The following is a 14,457-nucleotide window of genomic DNA, read 5'->3' on the forward strand; positions in this document are numbered from 1 at the left end:
CCGCTACCTCGACTCGTTATCTTGGTGTCATGCCCAGATTTGCCGAGTTCGATGTGGAAGGCCTGAGAAAATCCAGCGCCGTCGCGGACTTTCCCTGGTCAGAGACGTGGGTCACGTTGATCCGCGTTGATGCCAAGGGAGTTGTCCGGCAAGCGAAGTCGTTGACTGAGAAAGTTTCTTTGCTGACCGTCGCGTCAGACAAGGACCTCGTCATCGCGTCCTGTCCGGAGATTTACGCGGTCGACGACCTGTCGGCTGCCCGTGCCGCCGTCAAGGCTTCGGTCGCACGCGAAATGATGCCAAGCCTCGGATGAATGACTCCCGCCACTCGGGCTCAGCGACGAGCGCGAGTTCCGGGAAACGACGGAGGAGCGTTCCGAAAGCGATCTCACCCTCGATGCAGGCGAGCCGCGCGCCCACGCAGTAGTGGATCCCGTGACCGAACGCGACGTGGGGGTCTCTGCCCAGCTGCACCACGTCGGGTCCGGGAAACCGGGACGGATCCCGGTTCGCCGCCCCAAGTGAGACGGTGACCTGCGAAGATCTTGGAATCGTGACCCCTCCGATCACCACGTCGGACGTGGTGACCCGACCCACGCCCAACGCGAGCGGACCGTCGTGGCGCAGGAACTCCTCGACGGCCTCCGGGATGAGGATCGGATCGTCGATCAGCGACTGCTTCAGCGCGGGCCGGCGCAGCAGCGCGAGCAGGCCGTTGCCGATGAGGTGTGCGGTCGTCTCATGCCCCGCTGTGATGAGCAGCACGAGGGTGTTCACGAGGTTCGGCCCGTCGCGGAGCTCGGTGATGAGGTCGTCACCGGGCTCCTTGGTCTCCAACAGGCGCTGCACGTAGGCGGCGAACCTGCCGTAGGCCTCGGCCATCGTCGCCGGGTTCAGCAGGTCCGAGGTGAGTCCGCGGACCTCGTTCCTGTCCTCTTCGGGCAGACCCAGAAGTTCACAGATGACGGTGATGGGCAGCGGGTAGGCGAACGTCTCGACGACGTCCACCTCCTCCGCGCCCTGCCACGCGTCGAGCAGCTCGTTGGTGATCTCCTCGATGCGTGGCCGTAGCGCCTCCACACGTCGTGTGGAGAACGCGCGCGCGATGGGCTTGCGCAACTGCGTGTGCTCCGGCGGATCGGTGTGGTTCAGCATCCCGCCCGGGATGATGGCGCTGCTCAGGGCGGGATGGCTGAGGGCCTGGACGACGTCGTCGTAGCGGCTGATCACCCACGACGTCTGGCCGTCCGGGGTCTCGACCAGAGCGGGGCCCCGCGCCCGCCACTCGTTGAAGTACGGGGTCGGATCGGTGAAGAAGCTCATGCGCCCATCGTGGTGTTCGCGCTGCTCAGAGGCATGAGTAGGCGATCACCCATCTCGTCGGCGGCGATCCCCTAGCCTGGTCGCGTGGGGTGGCCGTTCGTGGGGAGGGACGCCGAGCTCGCCGCGGTCCGGCGGGCTGTTCGCGGCGCCGGGCTGATCGTGGCGGGCCCGGCCGGCGTCGGCAAGACGCGGCTGCTGGACGAGGTCGCGTGCGACGTCCGGCTGCGGGCGACCGCGGCGATGTCCGAGATCCCACTGGGCGTGATGGCGCCCTTCTTGCCGTCGGCCGACTCCTCGCCGTTGGCGATGTTGACCGCCGCACGGACGGCGCTGCGTGGTCGTGTCGTGGTGGTGGATGACGTCCATCTGCTCGACGACGCGTCAGCGGGCCTGCTGCACCAGCTCGTGCACCACCGCGAAGCCGTCGTCGTGGCGACGCTGCGGTCGGGCGAACGCGCACCCGACCCGGTGGTGGCGCTCTGGAAGGACGAACTGCTGCCGCGCATCGAGCTCGAGCCGCTCGGGCGCACGGCGGTGGTCGAGGTGCTGGAAACCGTGCTCGGCGGAGTGCTGGACAGCGTCACGGCCGATCGGCTGTGGACGGCGTCGGCCGGGAACATGTTGCTGCTGCGGGAGATGCACTTCGCCGCGCAATGGGTGTCGCACGGCGGTGTCTGGTCGTTGGACGGCCCGCTGCCGTTGTCCCCACGGCTCGTGGAGCTGATCGAGGCACACCTCGCCGCGGTGCCCGCCGACGAGCGCCGCGTGCTGGAGCTGCTCGCGTTCGGCGAGCCGCTGGACCTGGCCGCGTCGGAGGCGTTGGACGGTCTCGTGACCGTGACGGACGACGGCCTGCGGCTCGCGCATCCGCTGTACGGCGAGGTGTTGCGCGCGCAGTGCCCTCCTCTGCGCAAGCGGAACCATCAGCGTCACCTGGCCTCGTTGCTCGACGATCCGTTGCGCGTGGCGGTGCTGCGCCTGGACAGCGGTACGGCGGACGATCCCGCGCAGCTGCTCACGGCCGCGAACATCGCCACCGCCATGGGTGGCGTCGTCCTGGCAGAACGACTCGCACGCGCCGCATGGTCCATCGGTGGTGGTGTGGAGGCCGCACGGCTGTTGGCGTACGTCCTGCTGTTCACGGACCGTCCGGAGGAGGCCGAAGAGGTCTTCGCGATGGTCGCGGCCGACGATGACCCGATCGAGGTGCGCACGGTGCGCGCCATGAACCTGGGCTGGGGGCTCGGGCGCAGCGACGAAGCCGCGGAGATGGACGTGATGCCGGCGGCACGGGCGGCGCTCCTGTTCTTCGCCGGCAAGTACGAAGAGGCCCGTGCACTGCTGTCGGAGTCCGATCCGGGTGAGGCGTCGATCATCGCGATGATCGACGTGGTGCAGGGCCGCTACACGGGGCCGTTCCCGGTCATCCCGCCGAACCCCGAGTTCGCGCTGAGTGCGGAGATGAACGCGTTCTCCGAGGTGTTCGTGCACTCCTTGCACGGCGATCTGGCCCATGCGGAACGTCTTGCCGTGCAGGCGCATCGCGAGAAGGCGGAGTGGGACTCGATGCGGTCGAGCTGGGCCGTGTCTTGCGCGGGCCTGGCGCGAGCCGGGGGACGGTTGCTCGAAGCCCGGCGGCTGCTCCAGGAGGCGCGGCCCGCCCAGCCGTTCGTCCGGCTCTGCGAACTCGCACAGGTCGAGGCGCTGCTGGGCAATGACGCGCGCGGCGTGCTCGCCGAGGCCGAAAAACACGTGCCACAAGGGATGCGGGTGTACCGGCACGGCCTGTGGACGGCGCGCATCTGGGCGGGCGGCGCCTCACCGTTGGAAGGCGCGGCGGAGGCACGCGCGCACAGCGAGTTCGCGGCAGAAGCCCTCCTTCTGCACGAGGCCGTGCGTCTGGGGCGTGCCGCCGAAGTCGTGGAACGCCTGCACGAGCTCGCCTCCACCATCACGGGCCTGCTGGTGCCGGTGTTCGCCGCCCACGCCGAGGCGTTGGTGCGCAACGACTCCGCGGGGCTGGAGGCGGTGGCCGCGCGGTTCGAGGAAGCCGGTTTCATGCTGCTCGCGGCCGAAGCCGCCGCCGAATCGGGCAACCGCGCGCTGGCGGGCCGCCTGATCGCGCTGTGCGAGGGTGCGAGCACGCCGGCGTTGGCAACGTTGACGCCACTCACACCCCGTGAGCGCGAAGTAGCCGTGCTCGCCGCACGCGGCCTGACGAACAAGGAGATCGCGTCGTCGTTGGTGATCTCCGTGCGGACCGTGGACAACCATCTGTCCAACACGTACTCGAAGCTCGGCATCACGACCCGCGGCGAGCTGGCGTTGGTCCTTACGGATGACCTCGGCGGCCGGGGATAACGCGAGGCACCCGTTCGAACGACATTCCGGCATGGGCAAGGGGTACGCGGTCGTCGACGTCGCCACCACCGGACCTGCTCCGGGCGACAGGGTGATCGAGGTCGCCGTGGTGCACCTCGACGCGTCCGGACGCCGGACCGACGAGTGGTGCACGCTGGTCGACCCGCGCCGCGACTTCGGCCCCCGGCACGGCATCAGTCCCGCCGACGTGCGCGGGGCGCCGCAGTTCGCGGGCGTCGCCGGAGAGCTCGCCGCACGGCTGTCCGGCCGGGTGTTCGCGGCGCAGGACCTGACGTTCTGCCAGGGATTCCTCACCGCGGAGTACGCGCGGCTGGGCCACGCCTTCGCCGTCTCCGGCCTCAGCACCGGGCCGCTGGAAGCACCGAGGGGGATCGCCTTGCAGGACGCACGGGCGTCGGCCCGTCTGCTCGTGCGGAGTCTCGACCGCATCGGGACCGTGGAGCCGGTACGGCTCGAGGTGCCGCGGACTGTGCGTGCTTATGCCATGCAACGCAGCGGAGGAGCGCGATGAGTGACGACGTGCGACGTGTGGCGAAGCTGATCGAGCAACGCAACAGCATCGACACCGAGCTGGCCGCGATCATCCGGCGGCCGGCGTTGCCCGGCCACCTCGGAGACTGGATCGCGGCACGGATCTTCGGCATCACGCTGGAGCCGCAGGCGAACAAAGCCGTCGGCGGGCGGCTCGACGACGGCCGGACAGTGGGCATCCGGTGGTACCCGAAGCGCGAGAACATCCTCGACCTGAAGGAGGGCGGCCCGGAGACGTACCTGGTGCTCACCGGGCCGAAGTCAGCGCCGGCGAGTTCGGTGGGCACGTCGCGGCCGCTGGTGATCGAGACCGTGTACCTGTTCGACGCCGCCGCGCTCATGGACGACCTGCGCGCGCGTGGACGCAACATAGGCATAGCGTCCAGCGTGCGTGAAGAACTCTGGCGGGCCGCGGAGGTCTATCCGCGGCCCAGCCCCGCGTTCCCGCTCACCGACGACGAGCGGCAACTGTTGGCGTTGTTCAGTCCTCATCAGCCGTGAGGCTGTGACCGTCCCATGTGAACCGCACGGTCGTGACGGCGTCATCGCCGTCCGTGCCCGTGGTGAGCTGGTGGATGGCGATGCCGGTCAGCTCCCGGTAGTCGCACCACTCGTGGTCCGACGTGAGCACCAGGTCGAGGTCGAAGTTGACCAGCAGCTCCAGCAGTTGCCCGCGGTTGGTGGCGTCGACGCCGACGAAGACCTCGTCCAGCAGGATCAGCCGGGGTGCGGTCGGGGTGGCGTGGTAGTGCGCGGCCGCCGCGGCGAAGAGCGGGAGGTGCAGCACGATGGCCTTCTCGCCGCCGGACAACGCGCCGTGCACGCGTTTGGTGACAGGGACCCACCCCTCGCCTCTGTCCACCTTCACGACGAACTGGTGCCACGTCGTGTAGTCGAGCACCTGGGCGAGTTGTTGTTCCCAGCCTGTTGCGGAGTCGTGCGCGCGTGCTTCTTCCACGCGCTCGCGGAAGAAGTCGTGCAGCAACGCGCGTTCGTGGTCGTTTAGGTCTGAACGCAGCAGCAGGTCGCGAGCCTCGCGCGTGCCCGGTGGCAGCTGGGGGTCGACCTGCCAGTCCAGCTGCACGCGGATGCCGGACGCGGTCTGGACGCGCTCCAGGCGGTGGTTCATGGTGGCGACGAGCTCGGAGGCGCCCTGGATGCGCTGGGCGATGTGCCTGCGGGTGTCGCCGGTGAGGGTCTGGTCGAAGAGGTCGCGTTCGACGTCCGTGATGTGCGTGCGCATGCGGTCGCGTTCGGCCTGCAGTGTCTGCAACAGGGCGTGGGCGCCCATGCGCGTGCCGTCGAGCGTTGCGGTGAGGACGGTGACGTCGTCGTCGGGGTCCAGCGACAGCTCGATGCGGCCGGCCAGTTGTTGCTGGGCCTCGTGCACCGCCATGCCCAGGCGGGACTCCGAGTCGCGGATCAGGCGCGGGTCGACCGGGCCGTCGGGCACCTCGCCCGCGTCGGCGGGGAGGTGGCCGCTGGTGAGGTGGCGGTAGCGCGTTTCGGCGGCCTCATGCGCGACGGTCGCTTCCGCGGCGCGTGAGGTGTCTGTCCTGCGCTTCTCCTCCAACGTGCCGAGTGTGCGCGCCAGGCCCGTTTGCTTGTCCTGCAGCAGTTCGCGTTGCTCGGCCAGTTCGAGGGCCTTGGCGCGCAACGTGATGAGCCGCTGGTCGAGGGCGTGGAACTCGGAACTCGCGGCCCGTTCGACGGTCTCCAGCGTGACGGCGAGGTCGGAGGCCTCCTGCTGACGTGCCGAGGCCGTCTCCTCCGCCTCGTCGGCCAGCGCGCTGCTGGCGGACGCACGGCTGCCGGCCTCGATGGACAGCGCTTCCGCGGCGAGGGCGTCACGGCGGTCGTCGAGCCAGCGGTGGGCCGCCGTGCCGAACGCCGTCAGCTCGTCCGCGTCGGGCACCTCGGCGACCTGGCCGAGCCGGGCCACGGCTGCCTCGGTCTCGGTCACCCTGAGCTGGGCGGCGGCGACGGCGTCCTTGCGCGCCGCCGACCGCAGCTGGGCCTTCGTGCGCTGTTCCTCGGCGACGTCCATCGGGTCGGTCGAGGGCTTGCGGGCCATCTCACCGGCGAGGGTCGCGCGGCGGACGGCGATCTGGTTCCGTGCCGCGTCCACTCCGGACAGGTCCGTCGCGAGCTGCTCGATCAGGCCGGTGAGCTCGGCGATCCGGCCCGCGCGAGCGCGTTTGCGGGCGTCGGCGCCGATGTAGGTGGGAGCGGGCTTGGTCCAGCGGCCGTGGGCGTTGCCCAGGCGCCACGTGCCGTCCGCGCCGATCGCGGTCGTGTGGCCGGACGCGGTCTCGCCGAACGCGACGCCGTCGAGGAACCGGTGACAGCGCTCGTCGTCGGTGACGAGCACCTCCAGCAGCGTCGTACCGGGGGCGGGGCCGGAGAGCAGCGGTTCGGCGAAGCGGTCCCGGGCGGTCAGATCGAACGAGGTGTCCGGCGTGAGCCACGCGTCGAGCAGTCCCGACGCCTCCAGCGCCGCCTCGACCGCGGCGCACACGGACGGCGGTGTGCCGGGGCGGAAGTCGACCAGACGCCACAGAGGGGCCCCTGCGGCGGAAACCCGGAAGTCGTCGTCACGCGTGTACGGCGCCGGTGGGGGCACGTCGACCTGGTTGGCGAGCTTCTCACGGATCGACCTGTACTGCGAGAGCTGGCCGTTCAGTGCCGTGCGCGTCTCGTCCAGGCGCGCCTCGATGCGGCTGAACTCCTCACGCGCGAGAGCGGCGGCCTCGACGACCTCGTGGTGCTCGGACACGTTCAGCTCGGAACAGCCGCGCGCCCACGTGTCGACGTCCGCGCAGAACTTCGCAAACGCTTGCTCGAACGTGCGCTGCGCCGCGGTCTCCGCTTCCGTGGCGAGTTCGAGCTCGTCACGGGTTTCCTCGAGCCGTTGGCGGGCCTCGTTCCGCGCGTTGACGGCTCTCTCGTGCGCGGCGACGGCACGCGTGATCGAGTTGATCTCGGCGGACCGGGCCTCGACGGCGGCGGTGAGCAGCTGACGCCCCGCCTTCGCGTCGCCGCCGGACTCGATCTCCTCGAGCATCGACGGCATGCCCGCCTGCTCAGCAGCTTCCCGTGCGAGGACGACGGACCGTCGCAGTTCATCGGCGCGTGCGGCCGCCTCGGACTTGGCCTGCCCGGCCAGTTCCTCGTCGGCGACGGCCCGTGCACGGAGTTTCGCGGCGTGCGCGGCCGCCTCCGCAGCCCGCTGCGACGCGGCGGAGAGCTGCTGCCGCAACTGGTCGAGCTGCCTGCCCTCCTGGTACGCGGGCAGGTCGGAGATGCCGGAGATCTCCGCGTCGACCGCTCTCGCCTCACGTCCCAGCGCCGCGAGCTGGTCGAACGCCTCGTCGGTGAGCGTGATCTGGCGCTCGTAGCGCCGGTCGCTCATCCGCGCGGCCCTGGTCAGCTCATCGAGCTGCTCGGTCGCGGTCTCCAACGCCCACGCGGCCGCGCCCAGCACGCGCTGGGCGTAGACGCGCTGCACGCCCGCGAGCCGTTCGGCGGTGGTGATCTCCTCGTCGAGCCGCCGCAGGCCCTCGCGCTGGCGGTCGAGGCGTTCGAAACCCTCGGCGATCTCCGTCAGATCGGACTGGTCCAGCGGCGGAAGTGCCTTGGACAGCAACGAGGACAGCACGCTCGGGTCGAGCCGCTCGGACAGCTTCGGCGTGCGCAGCTGCAGCAGAGCCGTGATCAGCGAGTCGTACCGTTGCTCGGTCACGCCGGGGAACAACGTCGTCCGGACCGTGTGCCGGTAATCGGCCGGTGAGGTGTGCACGACGCCGTGCTCGCCGATCGCCGCCGTGAGATCCGTGGTGGTCAACGGGCGTCCGGCCTCGTTCACCAGCGCCAGGTCGCCGACCCGCAACGACGTCGTGAAGTACGTGGCGGAGACGTTAGTGGTGTTCGTGGTGGCCTGAAGGCGCGCACCGCACGTGAACCACTCTTCACCGTGCTGGAACTCCAGCCACACGTACCCGACGCGCGTGCTGCCCTGGTTGCCCTCGCCCATGAGGTTCCAGTGCATCGTGCGGTCCGCGCTGCCGAACGTCGACAGGCGGTGCGGACGCAGGTTCGCGTCGAACAGGTACGGCAGCAGCAGCTCGAGCGCTTTCGACTTGCCCGTGCCGTTGGGGCCCCTGAGCAGCAGTCTGCCCTGGTAGAACGAGAAGATCTCGTCGTAGTAGCGCCAGACGTTGATGATGCCGGCGCGGCTCGGTTGCCACCGGTCAGTCATGCAGCTCCTCGACCGCGTACCTGGCTGCGGCGGGCAGCCTGTGAACGGTGCCGTTCTCCGTGCGCGCGAGCCCGAACGCCTCGAGCAGTTCGAGACCGTCCGCCGCGAGCCTGTCCGCGCCACCGTCCGACTGGTAGGCCTTGGCCCAGTTCCGGAACCTGGTGAGCACCTCGCGTGCTTCCTCGGTCAGCTCCTCCGTCGTGGCGGGGCCCAGCGCCAGCCGGTCGAGCAGCAGCAACGCGGCGACCTTCGCGTTGTTGTCGTCGTCCGGGAACCTCGTGTCCGTGGCGATCGCGTCGGCGTCGACCACGACGTACCCCTCCTTGCGCTCCTCCAGCGTGCAGCCGGCGAGCGTGATGCCGGTCTGCACGACCTTGCGGCCGGCGGGGGAGCCGAGGAACGCGAGCTGACTCGCGTTCAGGTCTTCCTTGTACACCACGGGATCGTCGATCAGCCTGCGCATGACGGAGTGCCGTTGCCACAGACTGCGGTGCGCGTTCTCGTACCGCGACTCGTACGTCAGGTCCTCGATCGTGTCCACCGTGGACGGAGCGACCGGCGCGGACAGCAGGCGCGTGATGAGCGTCGGATCCGCGCGGACCTGCTCGTCGACCTCGATCGCGCCGTGGTCCTCGAGGAACGTCAGCACGTCGTTGAACGCGTTCCGGTCGCTGCGCCTGCCCGGGTCGAACTCGATCTCGTCGGCCTGCTTGAGGCGTGACGTCAGCTCGTCGAGCGTCGTGAGCGGTGTGGTCAGCAGCTCCGCGCACATCAGGCACAGCAGGACGTACCGGCGCCGGTCGAACGCCGGTCGCGTGCGGTCAGGCCGTTGGGTGGTCTTGAAGAGGCGCGCGTACCCGGCCCGCGGCTCGACGACCACGCGCCAGCCGCAGTAGTAGTCGAACCACTTCGTGATCGGCTCGCGGCGCCTCCTGATGAGGTCGAAGCCGTCCGGATCCTGGCCGTTGGTCAGCAACGGGCGCGCGAGCAGCAGACGAACGCCACGCGCCACTTCCTCGCTCTCCAGCCGTGCGAGCTGGTTTCCCGTGTTCCTCATCGGCTCTGCACGTCGATCACGTAGTCGGGCCCGCTCAGCGTGCCCTTCTGGGTGGTCATGGTCGCCCAGCCGCGGGCGTTGCGGAGGTTGATCTGCATCCGCCCGTCACTCGTGCCGGCCGAGCGCGTGCCGGTGCTGTCCGGATCGCTGCCGAGCGCCCTGCCGACGAGGTCGATCAGCCGGTGGAACGTGTCGTGGTCGAGGTTCGTGAGCGTGGAGATGCGAATCGCGCCGTCGGTCTGGATCTGCGACCACGCGTACTCCAGCTCCTCACGCTCCTTCTGCGCCTGTTCACGACGGTTGCGGCGCACCTCGTCGACGTTGCGGACCTTGCCGGTGGCACCGATGTGCTCCTGCTTGCCGGTCGCGCGCAACTGCGGTGACACGGGCACGGGCGGCGTGTTCTCCCACGCCTCGGCACTGGGCAACAGCTCCCCGTCGGCGTGCGCGAGGTGCGCGTGCCGCGCGGAGTAGAGCCCGAACGCGGCGTTGAACAACTCGTGCGCCTCGTCCTCGGTCTCGGTCCGCGCGAACCACCGGGCGAGCGCCTTGAAGTCGGCCGCGGTGTTCGTGGGTTTCTTGCGCTGCTCGTTGATCCGGTCGAGCACCCTGAGCAGCTGCACGATCGCCTTGCGCGACACGTCCTGCAACTCCTCGACGCGCGGCGGGTTGTCGCAGAACCAGCTCCGCAGCTCGGTCCACCTGGCCTTGCGCTGCTGCGCCCACTGCTCGTCCTGGACGAGCCCGGCACCGCGTCGCGCGCGTTCGTGCAGCTCGGCGGCGTCGATGGAGACGACGGCCTCGCGAATCCCGTGCTTGCGCGCGTCCAGGTCGGCGATGAAGTCGCGCAGGTAGGTGACCGTGGTGCGCTTGACGTCCTGGAACGTGTCCAGATCGGCCTGGTCGTCCCGCAGGATGCGCTGCAGGTCGGCGTTGAACCGCGCAGTGTTCGCCTTGAAGGCTTCGAGGTGCCCTTCGAGTTCGGAGAGCGTCGTGAAGGCGTCGTGGTCGTTCAACGGCCCGGCGAGGGCGTTGAGGCGGGCCGCGATGGCGTCGAGCACGGCGGTCTGCAGCGCACCGTTCGCCGCGAGTGTGTGTGTCGCGTGCTGAATGCCGGCGTACGCGGCCTCGCCTCGCTTCGTGAGCCCGTAACGGTGCTGTGCGGCGTCCAGCAGACCCCAGCCCCTCAGCGCGGCGAGGGACGCCTGCAGGTCGTCGTCGGCCAGTTGCTCGGACCAGCCGACGGTGCGGAGCCGTTGCTGCACGTCATCGGCGGTGAGGACGGTCTGCAGGCGCTCGTTCGCCACCCCGAACACGCGCAGCACCGCTGTGTGCAGCTCCGCCTGGTCGGTCGTGGTGAAGCGGAACAGGTCCGCGGGCACCGGTGGAAACGTCGTCACCTGTGCCACCGTAGCTTGTGCCCGCACCTCCTCCGGGTGGCACGGTGCACGGTCATCACGAGCCGTCGCTGCCGCTCGCCCGCCACCCGGTCACCTCACGGGCAGGAACCGCGCCGGCAGGTTCGGGTCCTCCAGCTCCCGGATCCTCGCCAGGTCGTACGTCGGCTTGATCAGCAACGCGATGCCGCCGGCCAGCAACAGGACGAACAACGCCTTGGCGAACCTGTGTTCGGAGGGCTGGTCGACGACCTCCCACCTGGCGCCGACGGCTGTCACGGGCTTCGGGATGCCGATCTCGGCCTGGGTGAACTGCGAGTGGCTCAACGTCCGCGTGAGCTTCTGGCCGGTGTCCGCGGTTATGTCGACATCGCAACGCCACAGGGCCCCTAGGTAGCGCCAGTCTCGCTCACACGATGTCGCCTCACCCGTGCCTTCGGCCCGTCGGGGCCAGACGTCGGCGCGGGCGGTGATCAGCAGGCCGTGTGTGAAGTGGGCAGCGAGGAAGGCGAGCATGCCTGCTCCGACGTACCAACGAGCCTGGGCACGCAGGCGCCGCACCTCCGCCTTGGCGGCCGGTCGTTTCCCGCGGCTGTTCTGCCACAGCACACCGGCGCCGACGAGGCCGAGCGCGATGGAGGTGACGGCGCCCATGGTCGGCCACGGCACGGGGTTGGAGGATGCGCGGGCAGGGGCGAAGTGATGTGGGGCGAGGCGTTGCATGGGGACGGAGGTGTCGGCGGGCGTCAGCAGTGAGGAGTCGCTGGTGTAGCGGTACCGCATCCCGTTGTCGGTGACGATCGCGGTGCAGCTCCAGCGGGTTCCGAGGAGCAGCCAGTTGCGTTCGCAGTGGATGTCGTCGGCCTGCGCGACCGGGCTGCCTGCTGGACCGTGGTCCTCCCAGAACAGCAGGAGGAAAGCTGAGGCGTAGGCGCACAATGCGAGCCATGCCAGGGCCAGCCAGCGTTGGTGATGTCCTTTCACGGAACCGGCTTGATCCTGCGGAACAACCGGAACGTGATGAAGACTCCGGTCGCCATGAGGCCGATCGCGCTGAGCACGACAGCGGCGTTGTTGGGTTCCCTGCGCTCGGCCAGACCCCACTCCGTGCTCGCCTGGGACGATCTTCCAGACCGCACGCGGTTGGTGGTCATCGGTACCTGGCTGCCGATGTCGGCCGGTGTCAGCATCGAGTTGTCGCTGCGGTACGGGTGACGGTTGCCGTCATCGGCCGCGATCGTGGCCTCGCACGACCAAAGCAGACCGAACGCCCACCAGTTCCGCTTGCACGAGATGTCCTGCGCGTGGCCCTTCGGCTCACCGCCGGAGGACACCTCACCTCCGAACGTGAGCAGGGCTGCCTGGGCGCCGTACAGAACGGCCAGCCAGGTCAGGACAGCGAGGATGATCCGTTTCGTCATCCGTTCGCCCCCGGATCCTTGTGGCCGCCGCCTTCGGCCTTGTTCAGCTCCTTCGAGAGCTCTTTGGTCGGGTGGACCAGATCGCCCCAGTTCGGGATCAGGTGGTTGATGTCGCGACTCGCCACGGCGCGCACCCAGTCCTGGCCGTCGAGCAGGCCCTTGCTCAGCGGGGCGTCCACTCGGTCGGCTGCCCGGCCCAGTTGGGTGGCAGGGTCTCCCAGGTTCTTCTCTTTGGTGCTCAACGGCGGCTGGTTCATGGTGTCGTAGAAGTCCCTGACTTTCTCCTTGCGCGCCGGACCGTTCTGCTTGACTCGTGCGGCCCAGTCGTCGACCTTCTGGCTGGTTCGTTGCATGACGTCGTCGACCTTGCTCATCGCGTTGTCGATGCCGTCCTGGACGCGCTTGCTCGCGTTGGACAGGCCGTCGCCGATGTTGTCCAGCGAGTCGGCCCTCGACACTTTGGTCGCGGAGTCGGAGGCGAGCTCGGCCGCGCGCTGGTTGCCGTGGCGGCTGTTCGGCATCTGTTTGCTCAGAGACGCGAGTTCGTCGGCCTGCTTGCGCATGGCGGCGCCCGCGCTCTTCGCCAGCGAACCGAGCTTGTCCAGTGCCTTAAACAACTTGGCGACGAACCGCGCGATCCTGGTGCCGATCTCGACGGCCTTGGTCACGGCGCGCGTGATGAATGCCGCAATCGAGGCGCCGGCCGTGGGAATCGCCGACGCCGCGGCTGGGATACCCCACATGAGCAGAGTGCCGGCGAGATCGGCGAGGAGGTCGCGGATCAGCGCTCGGGTCGCCGCGACGACGGCACCCGCCACCTTGATCTTGTTCCCTGCGGACGCGGCGGCTTCCGCGGAGTTGCGCAGGCCGGCGACCAGGCCGCTGCACCGGGTGCGGTAGGCGTCTGCTGCCTCACCCGTCCACTCGGTGAGGGTCTTCGCGTGTGCCTCGTAGCCGTTGGCCTCGTTGTGCAGGCGCTTGGAGATGTTCTCCCACGTGGTGCCGGCCGCTTCGATCGCGGGCGGGTCGCCCATGAGCTTGTCGAACGCTTCGCGGACGAACCCGACGTTCTCGATGATCCAGCCCACGACCGACGACGCCAGCGAGCCGAGAGGATCGGTGAGGAATCCGGCGACGTCCATCGCGAGGGCAGCGCCGTCGATGCCGAGCGCGACCGGATCGACCGTCTTGCCTTCGGCGAACGGTTTGACCACGTCCTCCGCCGAGTCGAGCATGCCCGCGCCGGCGTAGTACTTCTTCTCGTTCTCCTTCTGCGCGATCAGCGGGTTGCTCACCGGTCCATCCCCTTCATGGCAGCGCGGTTGCCCTCTTCGACCTGCTGGTAGGTCTCGGCGGTCGAACAGAGCTCGTCGCCGGTTGCCTCGAAGGCCTTGGGGAGGGCGGCGAGCAGGGCTTTCGCGTCGTCGAGTTCCTCGTTGAAGATCCACGACCAGCGTTGGCAGAGTTCGCCCATCACGTTCGGTCCCAGGCTGACCTGCGAGGCGGACACGGCCTCCTGCAACGACGGGGACAGTCGGCCGACGAGCATCTTGCCGTGGGCGGCGACGGTTTCGGCCTGGGTCCGGAAGCCGCCGCTCATCGCAGCACCGAGTTTCCGCCGAAGTCGTCGTCATCACCCTGCGGTGGCGCGGGGCGAGGTGACGTCGGCCTCGGCTCCTCGACCGTGCCCGCCGGGTCGATCACGGCGATGCCCTGCTCGACCTGTTCGCGCAGGAAGGCCATGCCTTCACCCTCGCCCAGCAACGGGCGCATCGTGTCCTCGATCTTGCGGGCGGCTTCGACCTGGGCGCGGCGGATGGTGTCCATGATCGTGCGGCCCAACGCGGTGTGGCCGAGGTCGTCTGCGCGCGGAGTGAGCTGGAGCGATTCGATGCGGCCGCCGGAGCCCACCGTGACGATGACCGAGCCGTCCGGGCTCTGGGCCTCGGTGCGGGACTCGCGGAACGCCGTCTGGATGGCGTTCGCCTGTTCCTGGGCTTGCTGGAGGCGCTGTTCGAAGTCGGCGAGGTACTGGTGCGGATCGGTCACGACCGGATGATCCCATTCGATCGAACTCTCCGCGCACGA

At 69.2% G+C, this 14,457-nt stretch carries 13 protein-coding genes; 4 read left to right on the plus strand and 9 right to left on the minus strand.

Annotation, left to right across the window (positions count from 1 at the left end):
* The first annotated feature begins 29 nt into the window (after positions 1 to 29).
* Positions 30 to 314 (plus strand): hypothetical protein, encoded by a 285-nt coding sequence (locus tag BMY74_RS31005; protein WP_089922056.1) that lies wholly within the window; start codon positions 30 to 32, stop codon positions 312 to 314.
* Here the strand turns inward: BMY74_RS31005 and BMY74_RS31010 are convergent.
* Entirely contained in the window at positions 271 to 1,323 is a 1,053-nt protein-coding gene (locus tag BMY74_RS31010; RefSeq protein WP_089922057.1) for a cytochrome P450 family protein, read from the minus strand. The two genes, BMY74_RS31005 and BMY74_RS31010, sit on opposite strands and share 44 nt — an antisense overlap.
* An 84-nt stretch (positions 1,324 to 1,407) precedes the next feature.
* Between BMY74_RS31010 and BMY74_RS31015 the strand changes: the two genes are divergently transcribed.
* Genes BMY74_RS31015 through BMY74_RS31025 form a run of 3 tightly spaced genes read left to right on the plus strand, consistent with a single transcriptional unit; the run spans position 1,408 to position 4,737 of the window.
* A complete protein-coding gene (locus BMY74_RS31015; RefSeq protein ID WP_089922058.1) occupies positions 1,408 to 3,684 on the plus strand; it encodes a LuxR family transcriptional regulator in 2,277 nt (758 codons plus the stop codon).
* Between the two features lie 31 nt (positions 3,685 to 3,715).
* Positions 3,716 to 4,216 carry an exonuclease domain-containing protein gene (locus BMY74_RS31020; protein ID WP_089922059.1) on the plus strand — a complete coding sequence of 167 codons (501 nt, stop codon included), beginning with the start codon at positions 3,716 to 3,718 and terminating at the stop codon, positions 4,214 to 4,216.
* Complete coding sequence (locus BMY74_RS31025; protein WP_089922060.1) at positions 4,213 to 4,737, plus strand: hypothetical protein; 525 nt, start codon at positions 4,213 to 4,215, stop codon at positions 4,735 to 4,737. The genes BMY74_RS31020 and BMY74_RS31025 overlap by 4 nt, the downstream gene beginning before the upstream one ends.
* Here BMY74_RS31025 and BMY74_RS31030 read toward each other — a convergent pair.
* The 8 genes from BMY74_RS31030 to BMY74_RS31065 form a co-directional block, all read right to left on the minus strand.
* A complete protein-coding gene (locus BMY74_RS31030) occupies positions 4,718 to 8,494 on the minus strand; it encodes an SbcC/MukB-like Walker B domain-containing protein (protein ID WP_089922061.1) in 3,777 nt (1,258 codons plus the stop codon). The two genes, BMY74_RS31025 and BMY74_RS31030, sit on opposite strands and share 20 nt — an antisense overlap.
* On the minus strand, positions 8,487 to 9,551 hold the full coding sequence (locus tag BMY74_RS31035; RefSeq protein WP_089922062.1) for a TIGR02678 family protein: 1,065 nt from the start codon (positions 9,549 to 9,551) through the stop codon (positions 8,487 to 8,489). Before BMY74_RS31035 ends, BMY74_RS31030 begins: the two co-directional genes overlap by 8 nt.
* Positions 9,548 to 10,951, minus strand: a complete 1,404-nt coding sequence (locus BMY74_RS31040) for a TIGR02677 family protein (RefSeq protein WP_245786457.1) — start codon at positions 10,949 to 10,951, stop codon at positions 9,548 to 9,550. Before BMY74_RS31040 ends, BMY74_RS31035 begins: the two co-directional genes overlap by 4 nt.
* 90 nt (positions 10,952 to 11,041) lie before the next feature.
* Positions 11,042 to 11,932 carry a DUF6346 domain-containing protein gene (locus tag BMY74_RS31045; protein WP_143091765.1) on the minus strand — a complete coding sequence of 297 codons (891 nt, stop codon included), beginning with the start codon at positions 11,930 to 11,932 and terminating at the stop codon, positions 11,042 to 11,044.
* A complete protein-coding gene (locus BMY74_RS31050) occupies positions 11,929 to 12,369 on the minus strand; it encodes a DUF6346 domain-containing protein (protein ID WP_089922064.1) in 441 nt (146 codons plus the stop codon). Before BMY74_RS31050 ends, BMY74_RS31045 begins: the two co-directional genes overlap by 4 nt.
* Positions 12,366 to 13,664 carry a WXG100 family type VII secretion target gene (locus BMY74_RS31055; RefSeq protein WP_089922065.1) on the minus strand — a complete coding sequence of 433 codons (1,299 nt, stop codon included), beginning with the start codon at positions 13,662 to 13,664 and terminating at the stop codon, positions 12,366 to 12,368. The genes BMY74_RS31050 and BMY74_RS31055 overlap by 4 nt, the downstream gene beginning before the upstream one ends.
* A complete protein-coding gene (locus tag BMY74_RS45320) occupies positions 13,661 to 13,969 on the minus strand; it encodes a hypothetical protein (RefSeq protein ID WP_089922066.1) in 309 nt (102 codons plus the stop codon). Before BMY74_RS45320 ends, BMY74_RS31055 begins: the two co-directional genes overlap by 4 nt.
* Complete coding sequence (locus BMY74_RS31065) at positions 13,966 to 14,418, minus strand: YbaB/EbfC family nucleoid-associated protein (protein WP_177230003.1); 453 nt, start codon at positions 14,416 to 14,418, stop codon at positions 13,966 to 13,968. Before BMY74_RS31065 ends, BMY74_RS45320 begins: the two co-directional genes overlap by 4 nt.
* Positions 14,419 to 14,457 lie beyond the last annotated feature (39 nt).

Source organism: Lentzea albida (genome assembly GCF_900111005.1).
Classification (GTDB): Bacteria; Actinomycetota; Actinomycetes; order Mycobacteriales; family Pseudonocardiaceae; genus Lentzea; species Lentzea albida.